Raw genomic sequence first — 14,383 nt, forward strand, 5'->3', positions numbered from 1 at the left:
GAAGCGGGCGGCGGCCGGGGCGTCGGCCACCACGGCGGAGGTCTGGGCCGCATGTCAGCGCGGGCGTGCCGCCGACCGGCGGTCAGAACCGCGGCCGGACGGCGCGCTGCGCCGCCACGGCAGTCTCGTCGCCGCACGTAGGCCCCGGACGCTCGGTGGGTTCACTCGTCATCGCGCGGTTCTCCTCCGATTCGTGGTCGTTCCGGCCGGTGTCGTCGCCCCGGAGCCCCGCGCGCGGTCGGCCTGCGGGGACCAGTGCGGCCGTTCACGGGCACGGTCGGCGGAGCCGGGCCAGTGTCCGTGCAGGGAGTCGATGACGAAGTCGTGGCCGTGCCGCCACCCGTCCTCGGTCCGCCGCGCGGCCGCGAGGTGCGGGTGGCCGGCGGGCAGGTCGTGGTGGACGTGGCCGAGTCGGGCCGGGTCGAGTCCGGGCCAGGCCGCAGTCGCGGCCGCGGTCGCGGCGAGCGCGATCACGCCGAGGACGGCGGCGGTGACGGGGAGGCCCGCCGCGGCGGCGAGCCAGCCGGCGAGCGGGTAGGTCAGCAGCCAGCAGCCGTGCGAGAGGGAGAACTGCGCGGCGAACGCGGCGGGTAGGTCGGCATCCGCGGCGGAGCGGCGGATCACCCGCCCGCCCGGGGTGAGGACGGCCGAGCAGGCGGCCCCGATCGCGGCCCACGCCACCAGGATCGCGGTCCACGACCAGGTCGACGGGGCGGTGGCGGTGATCACTGCGACCGCGGCCAGGATGACCGGGAGGGCGTACCCGGCCGGCAGCATGACTGCACGGTCGCTCAGCCGGCGCAGCAACCGGGGCAGGGTCACCGAGGTGAGCATCGACCCGGCGCCGTAGGCGCCCAGGGCGAGGGAGACCGCCCCGGCCGGCCGGTGGAAGTGTCCCTGCACCAGGACGACGGTGTTCACGAAGACGATCGCCCCGGCGGCGGCGACCGCCAGGTCCAGCGCGAGCAGGGCGCGCAGCCGGGGGGTGGCCCGGAACAGCCGGGTGCCGAAGGCGGCCTTGGCGTAGATGCCGCCGGTGCGCTCGACGGGCTTCGGCTTGGGCAGCACGGCGGAGACGACCAGGGCGGCGGACGCGAGGAAGCCGACCGCGGTGCCGGCGAACAGCCAGGTGTAGGAGACCAGAGCCAGCAGGCCGGCGGCCAGTGCGGGGCTGAACAGGCTCTCCAGGTCGTACGCGATCCGGGACAGCGACAGCGCCTGCGTGTAGTCGCGCTCGGCCGGGAGCACCTCGGGGATGGTCGCCTGGAAGGTCGGCGTGAACGCGGCAGAGGCGGCTTGGAGCAGGAAGATCAGGAGGTAGATCTGCCAGACCTGGGTGACGAACGGCAGTGTCAGCGCGACGCAGGCCCGGGTGAGGTCCATCGCCGCCATCAGGGCTCGGCGCGGTATTCGGTCGGCGACGGCGCCCGCCAGCGGGGCGATCGCCACGTACGCCACCATCTTGATCGCCAGCGCGGTGCCGAGCACGGCCGAGGCGTTGTCGCCGGCGATGTCGTACGCGAGCAGGCTCAGCGCGACGGTCGCCAGCCCGGTACCGACCAGTGCGACGACCTGCGCGGTGAACAGGTGGCGGTAGGTGCGGTTGCGCAGCACGGTCAGCATGGCCCCGTCCCGGTTCGGCGTGGTGAAGCCACCATCCTAGGCAATACGTGCGTACTTATGCACATGTCTGTTCCGAAGCGGTTCGGTGAGGGGCAGAGAGGAGCCGGTCAGTCGTGGGGTGGCAGGGCGCCGATCTGGTGGTCGGCGACGTTCAGGGCCTCGTCGACGAGGCGGCGCAGGTGGCCGTGGCGCAGGGAGTAGACGACGCGGCGGCCATCCTTGCGGGTGGTGACCAGGCCGGCGAGGCGGAGCTTGGCCAGATGCTGGCTGACGGAGGGGCGGGCGGCCCCGGTGGCCTCGACCAGGGTGGTGACGTCCGCCTCGCCGCGGCCGAGCCGCTCCAGCAGGGAGAGGCGGGTGCGGTCGGCGAGCAGTGCGAGGACGGAGGCGGCGACCTCGAGGCGCACGCCGCCGGGATGCTGCTGCGACTGGTTCGCATCTGCGAGCGGAGTGCGTGTGTCCATGCGGACATCGTAGATGTTCAGGATTGCTCACGTGCGCACACGTCGCGGTTCGGGGGAATGGGCGGGCCACGAGCCCCGAGCTTGCTCTCCTCCTCCCAGCCCGCGACCCGGCCGAGCCGTACCGAGCGCAGTGGACCGTGCTCCGAGATGAGGAAGACAGACAGTCGGTGGACGGCCGTCTCCTTGGTGGCGTCGATCTCGGCGATGTCCTGGCCGGCCCGCTTGGTCTCAGGGCAGTGGTAGAGCGCCCCTTCGTCGTCCACCTCGTCGGGGTAGTCGACGCCCGTGTGCTCGAGTTCCACGGTCAGGCCGACGGGGCTCAGCTTCTCGGTGCGGGCCTTGTCGACTCGGATGCCCTGTTGGCCGCCGTAGGCGTTCACTGCGCGCGGGTCGCCGGGGGAGAGCAGCCCGTCGGCGTTCTGCCGGGCGCAGAGGTTCTTCCAGATGGTGAAGCGCCAGACCCGTTCCTCCTCGTGGTGGAGGGTATGCCGGACAGGACGGTGAAGCCGAGAAGCCGCAGGACGGCGTTGGTGCTCGCCTCCCCACCGGGGAAGTCGTTGTAGGCCAGGGACTTCCCGTGTTGGTAGCCGTGGGCCACCCCCGCGATCGCCTTGGGGTCGTAGCGGCAGTCGGGGTGTTGGAGGTAGTAGCGGGTGGAGGACCTGAAGCCGTGGGTCTCGACGAGGAAGCTCTTCTGTCCCACGTCGTCGAACTCCCTGAGCGCGCTCAGGACCGCATCTGCATCCGTCAGGTATCGGATCCCCACGTCTCTCCTCATGCTGGTACCTGTCATGGGCGTAAGGTGCATGGGTGCCAACCAAGTTGGTGTGATCCCTGTGCTGCTCGGCGCGTGGCTCCCATGGCATCTGCAGTCCCAGCGCCTTGCCGTGGCTGACATCCGCAGCTGACATCAACAGGCCGGCACAGTGACGCATAGGCTGGGGCGAAGCGCCGCGGGCGACAGGCATGCGGACCGGTTCACCACGCCAAGTGGCCGAGCCGGTGCACCGCTGATGCGCCTGGGGGCAAGGGGTCGCAGGTTCAAATCCTGTCGTCCTGACTGTGAAGTCGGTTGTGAGAGCCGATACTTGGGAAGCCAGGTATCGGCTCTCTCTGCTGATTGGTCAGCTGGTGGTCGCGTTGTGGTCGCCGGGCCACATCGGCCAGTCCTCGGTGTGGTCGCAGGTGCGCGGGTCCTCGGTGGAGAGCAGCTGCTGCTGCGCGCACACCTGGTTCGCCGACACCTCGTCGACCTGGGTGCCCGGCATGACGATCCGCTGGGCCAGCAGCTGCGCCGCCAGGTGGTCGTCGAACCGGCTCGTCGGGGTCGTCCTCGGGCGCGGACGGTGGGGGGCGAGTGGACTCATCGGGAACTCCCTGTCAGACGGAGGCGGTCGGCCGCGAAGGCCCTCCCCTCCCCCCGGCCCCGGACGGTCCGACGGGCAGCCCGATCTGCCCGGGGCGGATTCGCCACCGGCAGAGCGGCCGTCCCCCTCGGCGGCGGGCCGGCCGGACGCCCGGGTGGTTCGCCACCGGATGAACGCCGGACGGGGCGCGGCCGTTCTCGTCGACAGGAACGGTGGTGATGGCCGGCGGCGGTGCTGGCATCCTGGGGGCATGAGGGGGAGCAGGCGATGCGCGCACTGATCGGGTCCTGGCTGGCGGCGGAGGAGGTCCCGGAGCCGTCCGGGGTCGGACCCTGCGCGGACGAGGACGGCGGCGGCGCGCTGCCGGTGCCGCCCGCCACCGGTGCCGAGGTCGCCGAGGCGGCCCGCCGGCTGGCCCTGCGCGGGTTCGACGGGTCGCCGTCGGCGGCGCCGCCCGCGCTCAGCGCGCTGGCCGAGGCACTGGTGGTCGACGAGCACCCGTCCGCCGTGCACTGGACGGCCCCGGAACGGGCTGACGCGGTGCGGTGGGTGGCGCTGCTGGTCCACCGCTTCGGCGAGGACGGCGTCCAGGAGCTGGTGGCCGAGCTGTCACGATGAGCCGGCGCGTGCCGGGCGGCCCGGCCCACGCCCCGGGCCGGGCTGAACCCCGGATGTCCGGCGGTCCGTCGAGCAGGTAGCGGGGCCGGACCGTCCGCCCCGCGCGGACTCGGGGAGGCAGCCTTGCTGCGGATGAGCGGAGCGTGGCGGATCACGGTGCTCGGCACCGACACCGGACAGGAGCGGCGCGCGGTCGCCCGCACCCCTCGCGGCACCTGGATCCTGCCCGGCCGGGTCGGTGCGGTCCTGGACGTCCCCGCCGCCGCCGAATGGCACCTGACGCCGGAACACCTCGCCCCCGGCACGGGCTGGCAGCCGTCCCCCTGGCAGGACACCAGGGCCGGAACCGTCCGCAGCCACGGCCTCACCCTGCACTTCCACCGCCTCGACACCCCGACCCGGGTCGCCCCGCCACCGGCGCCGGCCACCAGGCCCGTGGTGCGGACCTCCAGCGATTCGACGCCCGGTGGCGGCGGAGGCGGTGCTGCGCGGTGCTGGGGGTGGGAGCCGGAGTCGGGGACGCTCGGCGCCGGGCGCCGGGAGCCGTCGGCGGACGGTGGGCGGCGCGGGACGGAGCCGGTGGCCGGGCCGAGGGCCGGGGCGGGCGGGCGCCGGGAGGAACGGGAGTGGCGGGCGGAGCAGCAGGAGACCCCGACCGCGGGGGCGGTGCACCGGCGGCCCGAGCAGCCCCCGGTCCCCGAAGGCTGGGAGTTGGCCCCGGTGCCGGAGTCGATGCTCGGACCGGGGGAGGTCCGGGCGATCCGCCCGAAGCAGGGCCCGGCCCTCAGCCGGCCTCTCGGCCTGATGCGCGGCGTGGAGGCGCGGCAGGCCACCGAACAGGAGACCGTCCTCGACGCCTTGGCCGGGCACGACGCGGGCGCGGGGTCGGCACCGCGCCGCGCGGCCGCCGCCGGGGAGCCGTCGCGTGCGCCGCGCCGTGCGCCCGCGTCCCGGGAGGCGGAACGCGATGCCCCGGAGCCGGAGGAGCGCCGGACGCCCGCGCTCTGGGACGTCGAGGACGAGGAGTCCGAGACGGCCGGCGGCCGGCCGCAGCGGGAGGCCCCCGGTGCGCGGCGCACCGCGAGCAGCGGCCCCGCGGAGCGGGCCGTGGAGCCCGGTCGGCGCAGGGCGGCGCGCGGTGTTCTGCCGGCGGCCGGGCGCCTGTCGGCGGCGGAGGAGGCCACGGGGCCGACGGCGCGAACCGTCGAGCTCGGCCGCTCGGAGGTCTGGGTGTCGGGCCCGCCGGGCGGAGCGGTCGGCTGAGCGGCGGGCCGCCGGGGCGAGGCCGACCGCAGCGGGCGCGCCGTGGTTGTCGGGCTCCGTGACCCGGCGGCCCCACGGGCGATACTCCTGACCTGACGTCAGAACGGCTGCGTCCCGAAGGTTGTGACCCGGGCGTGGGGCCGAGCCTGTGAGTCCGATGGGGTCGGGGCGGTCGCCGGGTGCTGTCCGGGTCCGCCGTCGGCAGCCGGGACGGGACTACCCGGGAGCCGGTGCGGGGCAGAGCTCCACCCCCGGCGTGAGGTGGAAGCGGCCGGGGTGCTCGATCGTTCGGCGTTCGGCCGTGCTCAGCCGGTCGCGGCGGTCCAGCCAGGAGTGCAGACGGGTCAGGGTGGCGCGGTCGCGCCCGGCCGGATCGGCGTTCGTGCCGCCGGACTCGCGCAGCAGCACCCGTGCGGGCCCGTCCGCCGGGTCGGCGGTCGGCAGGACCTCGAGGACGGTGAACGCGGTGGCCGGGGGGAAGGTGACCCGGGTCTCCTCCGGGCCGACCGCGAACGCGGAGGTGCGCCGGCCGGTGACCGACCAGATCACGAACTCCACCGGGGAACCCGGAAGTTCGGCGGCGGCTGTGGTCAGGCCGGTGACCGGTCCGGGCTCGGTCAGCTGCTGCCCCACCCGGTACTGCGCCAGCAGGTCGTCCCGATCCGGCCCGGGCGGGGCCGTGAGCAGGACCGCGCCGTGGTGGCTCGGCAGCCGACGCAGCCCGGAGCCCAGGCAGCGCAGGAACGGCGCGAGCCGGGGGTCGCCGGAGCGGGCCGCCGCGACCAGTTCGTCCCGGTGGGCCGGAACGCCCGCGTCGGTGTGGTGTAGCAGGACGGCCGCCAGGTCCGGTGTGATGTCGTCCCCGGTGGTGAACCGCAGGCCGGGGAGCCGGGTCGAAAGCTGTTCCACCCTCCCCGAGCACCGGCGGTAGTGCTCGCCGAGCAGCGCCCGGACGGCGTCCCGGTCCTCGACGGTGCTGACCCCGGTGGGTGCGGGTGCGGAAAGGTCCTCGGGCCGGAGCAGGCGCGGCACGGACTTGCCTGACGCGGAAGCGCCCGGGGTGCCCCCGAGCGGGGGCGCGGACACCGGGTCGGGCCAGGGTCGTGCGCCGGGCTCGGGCTGCTCGTCGGGCGGAGGAACAGGGGCGGTGCCGGGCGAGGGGATTGACGGCGCGTCGGCCCACGGGGGCGCGGATGCCGGTGGCGCTCCGGTCCACGAGGACTCCGCCGGGGCGTTGGCCGGTCGGGCCGGTTCGGCGGCCGGCCGTGACGGGGAGCCGGCGGAGGCGGTCGCGGTGGGCTCCCCGGTCTCCGGCGAGGACGTGGCGCCGAGGGCGGGGAGGCCGGGGCCGCCGGAGGCCGTGGTGCGGGCGGGCGGGCCGATCGGTGCGACGGCCTCGGGTCCGGTCGCCGCGGAGGTGGAGGTCCGGACGGGCGGGGCCGTGGCCGGCGGGGGCACGGGCCGGTGCTGGTGCCGGACGGGCGGTGGCGGCGGCGCGACGGCGCCGTAGCGGACGGGCACGGGGTGGGGCGGGGCGCCGACGGGCTGTTCGGGGCCGAGCCAGTCGAGGTCGTGGGTGCGGGCGACGAAGCGGGCGACGGGGACGGCGGCCGGGTCGAGCAGGCCGTGGACGAGCAGGCCGAAGCCGTGCACCCCGACGGCGGGGAGCCGGTCGAGGAGGCAGCCGAGTTCCTCGAACACGTCCGGGGCGACCGGGCGGTCGCGTTCGCCGACGATCAGCAGCGGACGGGTCGCCTCGGGCCGGCGGAACCGCGGGGTCAGCACGTGCGGCGGTTCGGGGCGCAGCCAGAGGCCGGCCGGGACGGCCTCTAGCGCCCAGTGCGGGAAAGCGGCGAAGACGGCGGGCTGTTCGGTGCGCCAGTCGGCGCCGCCGTTGCGCCAGGCGACGGGGGCGACGGCGTCGCCGGGAACGGCGGCGAGCCGCAGCAGGAACGGCTCCCAGCGGGGGTGCCCCTGGGCGTCCAGGACGCGCGAGGTGGGACCGGCGGCCCCGGCCATGGGCACCCCGATCGAGGCGTGCACGGGCCGGTCCAGCCGGGTGGTGAGCGCGGCGGTGAGCGCGGTGAGTTCGTCGGGGGCCGCCCACGGGGCGCTGACCACCAGCCGGTCGGGGGCGACGGGCAGCGCGGTGACGGCGGCGACGAAGTCCTCGGGCAGCAGGACGGGCGCGGCGGGTGTACCGACCACCAGGACGGTGCTGCCCAGCGGACCGGCGGCCATCGCGAGTCCGGGCAGCGGGTCGGGGGCGGGGGCCGCGACGTGTGTGAGCCAGTACCCGGCGGGCAGCCTGCGCACCCGGACGGTCGGCGGGACGGAGGACCGGAGCGCGGGGACCGCGGTGGGCACGCGGGCCGCCCGGCGGGCGCGGCGGGGGGCGGCGTCGGGGGCGCAGTACCACCAGGAGGCGGGTCCGGACGCGCCGTCCGGGGCGAGCACATCGAGGTCGCCGTCGGGAGTGATCTCCACCAGGCCGTCGGGGGCGATCACCGGGATCCCGGCCCGGGCGGCGACCACCTCGGCGGGGCGGCGGCCGTTCGGGGCGAGCGCGGCCAGGCCGGACGCGGCCAGCACCAGGGCGTTCGCGCCGCGGGTCCGGGCGAGGTCGCCGAGCTCGCCCATCCGGTCGCGCAGCACGGGCGCGGCGTCGGCGGCGGCGGCCACCACCACCAGGCTGTCCGGGATCGGCCGCAGGACCCCGACCGCCGCCCACAGGTCGTCGTAGGTGGCCGAGGCCGGGGCGATCACGACGTGCGACCCCAGCTCCCGCAGCTCGGAGCGGTGCGCCGACCCGGTGGGTTCCGGCCGCGCGACCTCCGGCGCCGGGCCGGTCCCGCCGGGCAGCGCGGCGGCCGCCCCGCGTCGACGGCCGAACCGTCGGCGGGGCGGGTCGGGCTGCGGGGCGTCGCCGGTGGCGGAGCCGGAACGGAAGGCACTCATCGCCGGGTTCTACGGCCCCCGGCCGCCCCGGGGTTCACCGGGCCCGCCCGCACCGACCCGGGCGGGCCCGGTGAACCGTGCGGCGCCCACGGCCCGTGACTCGGGAGAGGACGTGCAGGACGCGCGTCCGGTGAAGCCGAGAACGCGCCCCGTGGGCCGGGAAGGAACCGGATGCAGTCCCGTCGTGACCAGGTGCAGGCGCACATGTTCGTGGTCAGCAGGATGGCCGCGGGCATGCTGCGCGCGGAACCCGACGCACCGGACACCCCCAACGGGCGGACCGTGCGGGGCACCATGACGGGCCTGGCGCTGGCGGTGCTGGTCGGACTGGGAGTCGCCGTGTTCGGCGTTATCAGCCCAGGGGGCAACGACGGTTGGGCGACGTCCGGCACCCTCGTGGTGGTCGAGGAGACGGGTGCCCGCTACCTCTACGTCGGCGGACAGCTGCACCCGGTGCTGAACGATGCCAGCGCCCGGCTGGTGGCCGGCGAACGGATGACGGTGCGTCAGGTCGGCCGGAGCTCGCTCGCGGACGCCCCGCGCGGCGCGCCGATCGGCATCGTCGGTGCCCCGGACGGCCTGCCGCAGCCGGCCGACCTGGCGGGGGGCGTCTGGCTGGTCTGCGGCACCGCCCGGCCGGGCCCGTCCGGCACGCCGGTGCCCCGGCTGGGCCTCGTGGTGGACCCGTCCACCGAGGGGCGGGTCCTGACCAGGGACCAGGGGCTGCTGGTGTCCGTGCCGGACGGCTCCGTGCACCTGCTCTGGCAGGGCCAGCACCTGCGGGTCGACACCGGGAACCAGGCGCTGCAGGCGCTCGGCTACGGCGGCTCGACCCCGCTGCCGGTCAAGCCCGGCCTGTTGGACGCGCTGCCCGCCGGGCCGGACCTCGCCGCGCCGCCCGTCCCGGGACGGGGCGAGGCGGGGCCCGCGCTGGGCGGGAGGCCGACCCGGGTCGGCCAGCTCTTCGACGGGCCCGGCGGCGCCCACTACCTGCTCACCCGCGGTGGTCTCGTGCCGCTCACCCCGACCCTGTACGGGCTGGTGCTCGGCGACCTGCGGACCCAGAAGGACGCCTACGGCGGCGTCGCGCCGACCGCCGCGCCGATCGGCGCGATGGACCTCGCCGGGCACACCGCGCCCGGCGCCCCGCCCGGCGCAGGGCTCCCGGACCGGCCGCCCGCTCTGGTGGTGCCGCAGCGGGGGGAGGGGGTCTGCGTCGATGTGCACGCCGGGAGCGGATCCCCGACGACCGGCGTCACCGTGCTCCCCGCCGAACGGGCCGAGGCGGGCCGCGCCCCGGCCGTTCCGGCGGGTACCCCGGCGGGCGCCTGCACGACCGCGGACCTGATCGCCGTCCGTCCGGGCCGCGGCGCCCTGGTCCGGGCGCTGTCCGGTGCGGGGACAGGCAGCACGGAGTACCTGGTCACCGAGACCGGGGTGCGCTACCCGCTGCCGTCCCCGGCGGTGGCGAAGCTGCTCGGCTACGGCGGTGCCACCCCGGTCGGCGTGCCCGCGACGGTGCTCGGGCTGCTGCCGTCCGGGCCCGTCCTCGACCCGGCCGCCCTCGGCGACGGGACGGGTGCCACGCCGGCCGCCACGGCCGCGCCGCGGGCCGTTCTTCCGTGCGGCTGAACCGGCGTGTGCCGCAGGGCCGTTGTGTCGAACAGGAATTCCCGCCGGGCCCTCCGTCCGGTGGGTGCAGGGAAGGGAGCACACCATGGTTGACCCGGGCATGTTGACCAAGGAGGACGAGGCGATCCGCCAGGTCCTCGCCGACCTGGAGCACCAGATCGAGAACATGGTGACCGCCGGTCGCACCGTCGAGCGGATCAAGGAGGAGGTCGCCGGGGGCTACATCTCCAGCGCCAGTACCGCGTACCAGGGGAAGCTGGATGACTGGATGACCCGATACCAGCAGGTCATCGGCGCCTTCGAGCACTTCATGCAGTCCACCCAGGGTGCCAACGCGATCCTCAACCAGGCCGAGGAGGACGCGCGCGCCCACGCTGCCGACGGCATCTACTACGGCCTGCAGGGCGACTGACGCCACCTCACGGACACACAAGGATCGGACAATTCCCATGGACTTCGGCACCATCCACCTGCACCACGAGACGGTCGAGCAGGCCGCGAGGGAACTGCGCGCGGCAGGCTCCCTGATGGAGACCAACCTCAAAGAGCTCATGCAGAGGTTGACGAGCGTGATCGACAACGGGCACTTCCAGGGTGTCGCGGCCGGCGCGTTCCACGAGTTCTCCGCAGCCGTGGCCGCGAACGACGTGCAGATGAAGGACGACATCGACTCCGCGGCGACCACGCTCGAGCGGATGCACGAGACCATGATCAACGGCGATCACGAGGCCGGTAAGAAGATCGCCCACTGAGGGGGCCGCGCATGAGTGGCGACAACATCAAGATCACGCTCTCCTACCTGAACGGCCGCGTCGCGGACCTGCAGAGACTCGAGGGTGAGGTGCAGGGCGAGAAGACGAACTGGACCAAGGCGCCGGAGGCGCTGAAGGCGGGCCAGGACCTGTTCACGGCCGCCAAGTCGCTGAAGGTGAACTACAGCACCTACGCGGGGAGTGTGAAGGACGGCATCGGAGCCGTCTTCACGACGGTCCAGACCATCGCAGACGACCTGCTGAGTGCCGGCCGGACGCTGCACGAGAGCAATGACGACGCCCTCTCGGAGACCCAGGTGCTGGACGTCTTCCACGACGTGCTCACCGGCATCGCCCCGACGAGCACGCCGCCCTCCTGACCCCAGGAGCCCCCCGCCGCCGCGTCGGAGGGCCGCACGGCCCGCCGACGCGGCGCCGCACCGCCGACCGAGAACCCGTTCCGCTCCTCCCGGAGGAAGACCATGGCCGACCAGACGAACTACATCTGGGACGATCTGCTGAAAGCGTTCGCCGGGTCGGACCAGGCCGACGGTGTTCCGAAGCGGGCGAACGTGACCGGAAGCCCCTGGATACAGGCCCACTACCTGATCACGGACGAGCAGTCCCAAAACGAGAAGCGCAAGAAGAACGACGGATACAAGAAGGGCGACGCCGGGTACGACATGTGGGCCGAGTGGGTCTACGTGACGAGTGGCGTCGCCTACAGCACGATCCTGGGTGTCACCTGCAACTGGCCGTTCTGGGACGGCAATCCGGGCGACACCGCGCCGACCCCCTGGGGACTGTTCAACTCCAGTCCGGACAAGATCCTCGGCCCGTCGATCTCGGGAAGCTGCTCCGGCAACGACTCCACGGCCCCCTCGACGCTGTGGGACGCCGCCGCGGCCATCTACACCGCCGACAATTTCTTCGCGGACGAGCGGGTGGTGGTGAACAAGTGGTACACCGACCTGGGTGAGCCGGACAGCGAGTTCCAGGGCTCTGCGGCCGGCCGGTTCAGGGAGGTCCTCTTCGGCCTGGAGAACGAGTTCATCCAAATGCACTACGGGCTCAGCCATGACAAGAGCGCGTACCAGAGCCCGCCCAAGCTCGCCACGAGGACGCAACCCGCGCCCGGCTCCAAGGACAAGTACCCGGACAATCCCGTCGCCAACACGCTGCACAAGGCCGGGGACGCCCTGCGGGACGAGTTGACGTACATGTACAACAGCGGCTTCAAGGTCTGGACGGGCGACAAGAACACACTGGTGACCCAGAGCGGGGACAACGCCAACGGTGAGCACTGGAAATACACCGGCGCCGACGGACTGACGAGCAGCTATTCCAATCCGTACGCGTGCGTGCACTACGCGTTCACCGAGCTGGTCAAGGACCTCAGTGCCGTCCTCACCAGCATGACCGGCTCGTACTCCGCCACGGTCTCGGGCGCGGGGATCTCGCTGGTGTCCAGCAAGAACGGCGCGGCCGACAGTGCGGGCCTGGACGCCTTCGTCACCAAGCTGGACGCCAAGGCGAAGGAGAAGTGGACCCAATGGGTCGTCACGGTCCTCGACTCGGCCGCGACCACCGCCGGGCGGAAACTGACCGACGCCTACGACGCGGCGGCCAACCTCCTGATGCCGATCCCGAAGGTCGACCTCAACCTGCCCAAGGACAAGGTCAAGACCCCGGACGGCAAGGACGACAAGGGCGACGGGTCGAAGACCGACGTCAAGGGGCCCCCGGGGATCGGCGGGACCGGCGGCACCGGCGGCGGGACCGGCGGCGGCACCGGCGGCGGGAAAGGTGGGATCGGCGGGATCGGAGGGATCGGCGGGGGCAACACCTCCGGCAAGGTCCCGCTCCTCGACAAGGACGGCAAGCCGCTCCTCGGCAAGGACGGCAAGCCGCAGATGGTCCCGGCCGGCACCCACGTCAACGACAAGGGCCAACTGGTCGACAAGGACGGCAAACCGCTCCTCGACAAGGACGGCAAGCCCTGGACCGTGCCGCCGGGCACCGTCGTGGGCCGGCCCGGCACGGGCGGTTCCACCGGCGGGACCGGCGGCACGGGCACGGACACGCCCTTCAAGGTGCCGCCGGGCTCGAAGCGGAACGACGACGGGACGGTCACCGCCCCCGACGGCACGCTGGTGAAGGACTCCAACGGCAACCCGGTGGTGCTCGGCAAGGACCGGACCATCGCCGGGGACGGCACCGTCCGGGACGCGAACGGGCGACCGGTCTCCCGGTTCGAGCAACTGCTCACCGACCAGGAGCACGCCCTCGCCCCGGGCATCGGCGGGGGTGGTTGGAACCCTGCGATCGGTGGGAGCGGCGTCTCCTTCGGCTCGGGAGGCTCGGGCGGAGCCGGGGCCGACCTGTTCGGCGGGTGGTCCGGCGGCGCGTCCTCCGGCCCGCGGACCGTCGGCGGCGTGGCCTCCGGCCCGGCGAGCCTCGGCATCGGCGGCCAGTTGGCCTCGACCCTGGGCGTCAAGCCGACGGCCGAGGCGGCGGCCGAGGCGGCCGCCGCTGCCGCGGCCCAGGAGGCCCAGCTGACGGGCCGGGGCATCAGCACCACCGGCGGCATGACCGGCCCGATGATGCCGCCGATGGGCGCCGGGGCCGGTGCCGGGATGGCCGGCCAGGGCGAGAAGGACCGGCAGCGCACCACCTGGCTCTCCGAGGACGAGGAGGTCTGGGGCACCGACTCGGGCGCGGTGACGGGCGTCATCGGTCGCTGACGGACCGGTTCCGTCCGCGGCCCCTCCGGTCCGCCCGGGCGGTGTCGAACCGCCGTCCGGGCTCCGGCCGTAGAGAGAACCGTACGGCCCCACGAGCCGGTGCGTCCCGGGCCCGGGAACCCGACCCGGGACGCACCGCGGGGACCACGGGAAGAGACAGGAGGCACGGACGGATGACGTTCTCGTACGCCGAGCAGATCGAGCAGGCCATGGCGACCATGGCCGAACAGCACAGCCGGATGGCTGCCGCGGCCAAGGAACTGGAAGCGGCCACTGCCTCGGCGACCTCCAAGGACCGGCTGGTCACCGCGACGGTCGGCGCGCAGGGCCAGGTGGTGTCCCTGGTGTTCCACACCGACGCGTACCGGACGATGGCCCCGACCGAGCTCGGGGCGGCGATCACCGAGGTGCTGAACACCGCCCGGGCCGACCTCGGCGAGCGGATCGCCACCAGGATGACGGCGTTCAGCGGCCTGGGCGAGGCCCTCCGGGCCTCGATGACCGAGGGCACCGAGCTCGACGAGCTGTTCGCGCCGCTGAAGGCGATGCGCCCCGGGTACGCCGAGGCGGCAGCCGCCGAGGAACGGCGCAAGCACGACCGGCAGGAGGAGTTCCGTGGGTGAGCACCTGAGCGTCAGCGGGGACCTGGAAGAGAAGTTCAAGAAGTTCGGGCCGCTCGCGGACATCCTCACCGACATCAGCAACCGGTGCGTCGAGATCAACGCGTTCAACCGGAACTCGGCCGGACACGACGACATCGGCAAGACGTACCACGAGAACGTCGACAGGCCGACCGTCGATCTGGTCAAGCTGTTCACGCTGGTGAGCAGCGAGGTGGAGCGCCTCGGTGTCACGGGCCGACTGGGCTCGCGGATCCTGCACAACGCGGGAGAGGACGCCACGCACCAGGTCTGACCGGACCGTTCGACCGGCCCGGCCTCCGCAGCCGTCCCAGCCCCGCC

General features: G+C 74.1%; 14 protein-coding genes and 1 pseudogene. 9 read left to right on the plus strand and 6 right to left on the minus strand.

Going from position 1 to position 14,383, the window contains the following annotated elements; genetic code table 11:
* Positions 1–168: 168 nt before the first annotated feature.
* The 5 genes and pseudogenes from AB0P35_RS11975 to AB0P35_RS11995 form a co-directional block, all read right to left on the minus strand.
* Positions 169–1,623, minus strand: a complete 1,455-nt coding sequence (locus AB0P35_RS11975) for an MFS transporter (protein WP_363509657.1) — start codon at positions 1,621–1,623, stop codon at positions 169–171.
* Between the two features lie 107 nt (positions 1,624–1,730).
* On the minus strand, positions 1,731–2,087 hold the full coding sequence (locus tag AB0P35_RS11980) for a metalloregulator ArsR/SmtB family transcription factor (protein WP_363509659.1): 357 nt from the start codon (positions 2,085–2,087) through the stop codon (positions 1,731–1,733).
* A 17-nt stretch (positions 2,088–2,104) separates the two neighbouring features.
* Positions 2,105–2,467 carry a hypothetical protein gene (locus AB0P35_RS11985; protein ID WP_363509661.1) on the minus strand — a complete coding sequence of 121 codons (363 nt, stop codon included), beginning with the start codon at positions 2,465–2,467 and terminating at the stop codon, positions 2,105–2,107.
* The gene (locus AB0P35_RS11990) at positions 2,464–2,880 is read right to left on the minus strand and encodes a hypothetical protein (RefSeq protein WP_363509663.1); all 417 of its coding nucleotides are present in this window, start codon (positions 2,878–2,880) and stop codon (positions 2,464–2,466) included. The genes AB0P35_RS11985 and AB0P35_RS11990 overlap by 4 nt, the downstream gene beginning before the upstream one ends.
* 391 nt (positions 2,881–3,271) lie before the next feature.
* Positions 3,272–3,454, minus strand: a pseudogene (locus AB0P35_RS11995) (ATP-dependent Clp protease proteolytic subunit); the annotation flags it as partial.
* Positions 3,455–3,721: 267 nt separating this feature from the next.
* On the opposite strand from AB0P35_RS11995, the gene AB0P35_RS12000 reads away from it, so the two are divergent.
* Both AB0P35_RS12000 and AB0P35_RS12005 read left to right on the plus strand, forming a co-directional pair.
* Complete coding sequence (locus tag AB0P35_RS12000) at positions 3,722–4,072, plus strand: hypothetical protein (RefSeq protein WP_363509665.1); 351 nt, start codon at positions 3,722–3,724, stop codon at positions 4,070–4,072.
* A 132-nt stretch (positions 4,073–4,204) separates the two neighbouring features.
* Positions 4,205–5,335, plus strand: coding sequence for a hypothetical protein (locus tag AB0P35_RS12005; RefSeq protein WP_363509667.1), 1,131 nt, complete (start codon positions 4,205–4,207; stop codon positions 5,333–5,335).
* 216 nt (positions 5,336–5,551) lie between these two features.
* Here AB0P35_RS12005 and AB0P35_RS12010 read toward each other — a convergent pair whose 3' ends face one another.
* On the minus strand, positions 5,552–8,293 hold the full coding sequence (locus AB0P35_RS12010; protein ID WP_363509669.1) for a hypothetical protein: 2,742 nt from the start codon (positions 8,291–8,293) through the stop codon (positions 5,552–5,554).
* Between the two features lie 171 nt (positions 8,294–8,464).
* On the opposite strand from AB0P35_RS12010, the gene eccB reads away from it, so the two are divergent.
* The 7 genes from eccB (at position 8,465) to AB0P35_RS12045 (ending at position 14,336) form a co-directional block, all read left to right on the plus strand.
* Positions 8,465–9,925 (plus strand): type VII secretion protein EccB, encoded by a 1,461-nt coding sequence (gene eccB / locus AB0P35_RS12015; protein WP_363509671.1) that lies wholly within the window; start codon positions 8,465–8,467, stop codon positions 9,923–9,925.
* Between the two features lie 85 nt (positions 9,926–10,010).
* Entirely contained in the window at positions 10,011–10,337 is a 327-nt protein-coding gene (locus AB0P35_RS12020) for a hypothetical protein (RefSeq protein ID WP_363509673.1), read from the plus strand.
* Between the two features lie 37 nt (positions 10,338–10,374).
* Complete coding sequence (locus AB0P35_RS12025) at positions 10,375–10,677, plus strand: hypothetical protein (protein ID WP_363509675.1); 303 nt, start codon at positions 10,375–10,377, stop codon at positions 10,675–10,677.
* Between the two features lie 11 nt (positions 10,678–10,688).
* Positions 10,689–11,057 carry a hypothetical protein gene (locus AB0P35_RS12030; RefSeq protein WP_363509677.1) on the plus strand — a complete coding sequence of 123 codons (369 nt, stop codon included), beginning with the start codon at positions 10,689–10,691 and terminating at the stop codon, positions 11,055–11,057.
* A 102-nt stretch (positions 11,058–11,159) separates the two neighbouring features.
* Positions 11,160–13,421: a hypothetical protein gene (locus AB0P35_RS12035; RefSeq protein WP_363509679.1), complete on the plus strand. Its 2,262-nt coding sequence runs from the start codon at positions 11,160–11,162 to the stop codon at positions 13,419–13,421.
* Positions 13,422–13,594: 173 nt separating this feature from the next.
* Positions 13,595–14,044 carry a YbaB/EbfC family nucleoid-associated protein gene (locus AB0P35_RS12040; protein WP_363509681.1) on the plus strand — a complete coding sequence of 150 codons (450 nt, stop codon included), beginning with the start codon at positions 13,595–13,597 and terminating at the stop codon, positions 14,042–14,044.
* On the plus strand, positions 14,037–14,336 hold the full coding sequence (locus AB0P35_RS12045) for a hypothetical protein (RefSeq protein WP_363509683.1): 300 nt from the start codon (positions 14,037–14,039) through the stop codon (positions 14,334–14,336). Before AB0P35_RS12040 ends, AB0P35_RS12045 begins: the two co-directional genes overlap by 8 nt.
* Positions 14,337–14,383: the final 47 nt, after the last annotated feature.

The organism is Kitasatospora sp. NPDC085879, from assembly GCF_040686255.1.
GTDB lineage: Bacteria > Actinomycetota > Actinomycetes > Streptomycetales > Streptomycetaceae > Kitasatospora.

Bases quoted from the DNA above. Each gene is read 5' to 3' on its own strand.
- AB0P35_RS11975 (WP_363509657.1), bottom strand. From the start codon at position 1,623: ATGCTGACCGTGCTGCGCAACCGCACCTACCGCCACCTGTTCACCGCG.
- AB0P35_RS11980 (WP_363509659.1), bottom strand. From the start codon at position 2,087: ATGGACACACGCACTCCGCTCGCAGATGCGAACCAGTCGCAGCAGCAT.
- AB0P35_RS11990 (WP_363509663.1), bottom strand. From the start codon at position 2,880: ATGACAGGTACCAGCATGAGGAGAGACGTGGGGATCCGATACCTGACG.
- AB0P35_RS12000 (WP_363509665.1), top strand. From the start codon at position 3,722: ATGCGCGCACTGATCGGGTCCTGGCTGGCGGCGGAGGAGGTCCCGGAG.
- AB0P35_RS12005 (WP_363509667.1), top strand. From the start codon at position 4,205: ATGAGCGGAGCGTGGCGGATCACGGTGCTCGGCACCGACACCGGACAG.
- AB0P35_RS12010 (WP_363509669.1), bottom strand. From the start codon at position 8,293: ATGAGTGCCTTCCGTTCCGGCTCCGCCACCGGCGACGCCCCGCAGCCC.
- eccB (WP_363509671.1), top strand. From the start codon at position 8,465: ATGCAGTCCCGTCGTGACCAGGTGCAGGCGCACATGTTCGTGGTCAGC.
- AB0P35_RS12020 (WP_363509673.1), top strand. From the start codon at position 10,011: ATGGTTGACCCGGGCATGTTGACCAAGGAGGACGAGGCGATCCGCCAG.
- AB0P35_RS12025 (WP_363509675.1), top strand. From the start codon at position 10,375: ATGGACTTCGGCACCATCCACCTGCACCACGAGACGGTCGAGCAGGCC.
- AB0P35_RS12030 (WP_363509677.1), top strand. From the start codon at position 10,689: ATGAGTGGCGACAACATCAAGATCACGCTCTCCTACCTGAACGGCCGC.
- AB0P35_RS12035 (WP_363509679.1), top strand. From the start codon at position 11,160: ATGGCCGACCAGACGAACTACATCTGGGACGATCTGCTGAAAGCGTTC.
- AB0P35_RS12040 (WP_363509681.1), top strand. From the start codon at position 13,595: ATGACGTTCTCGTACGCCGAGCAGATCGAGCAGGCCATGGCGACCATG.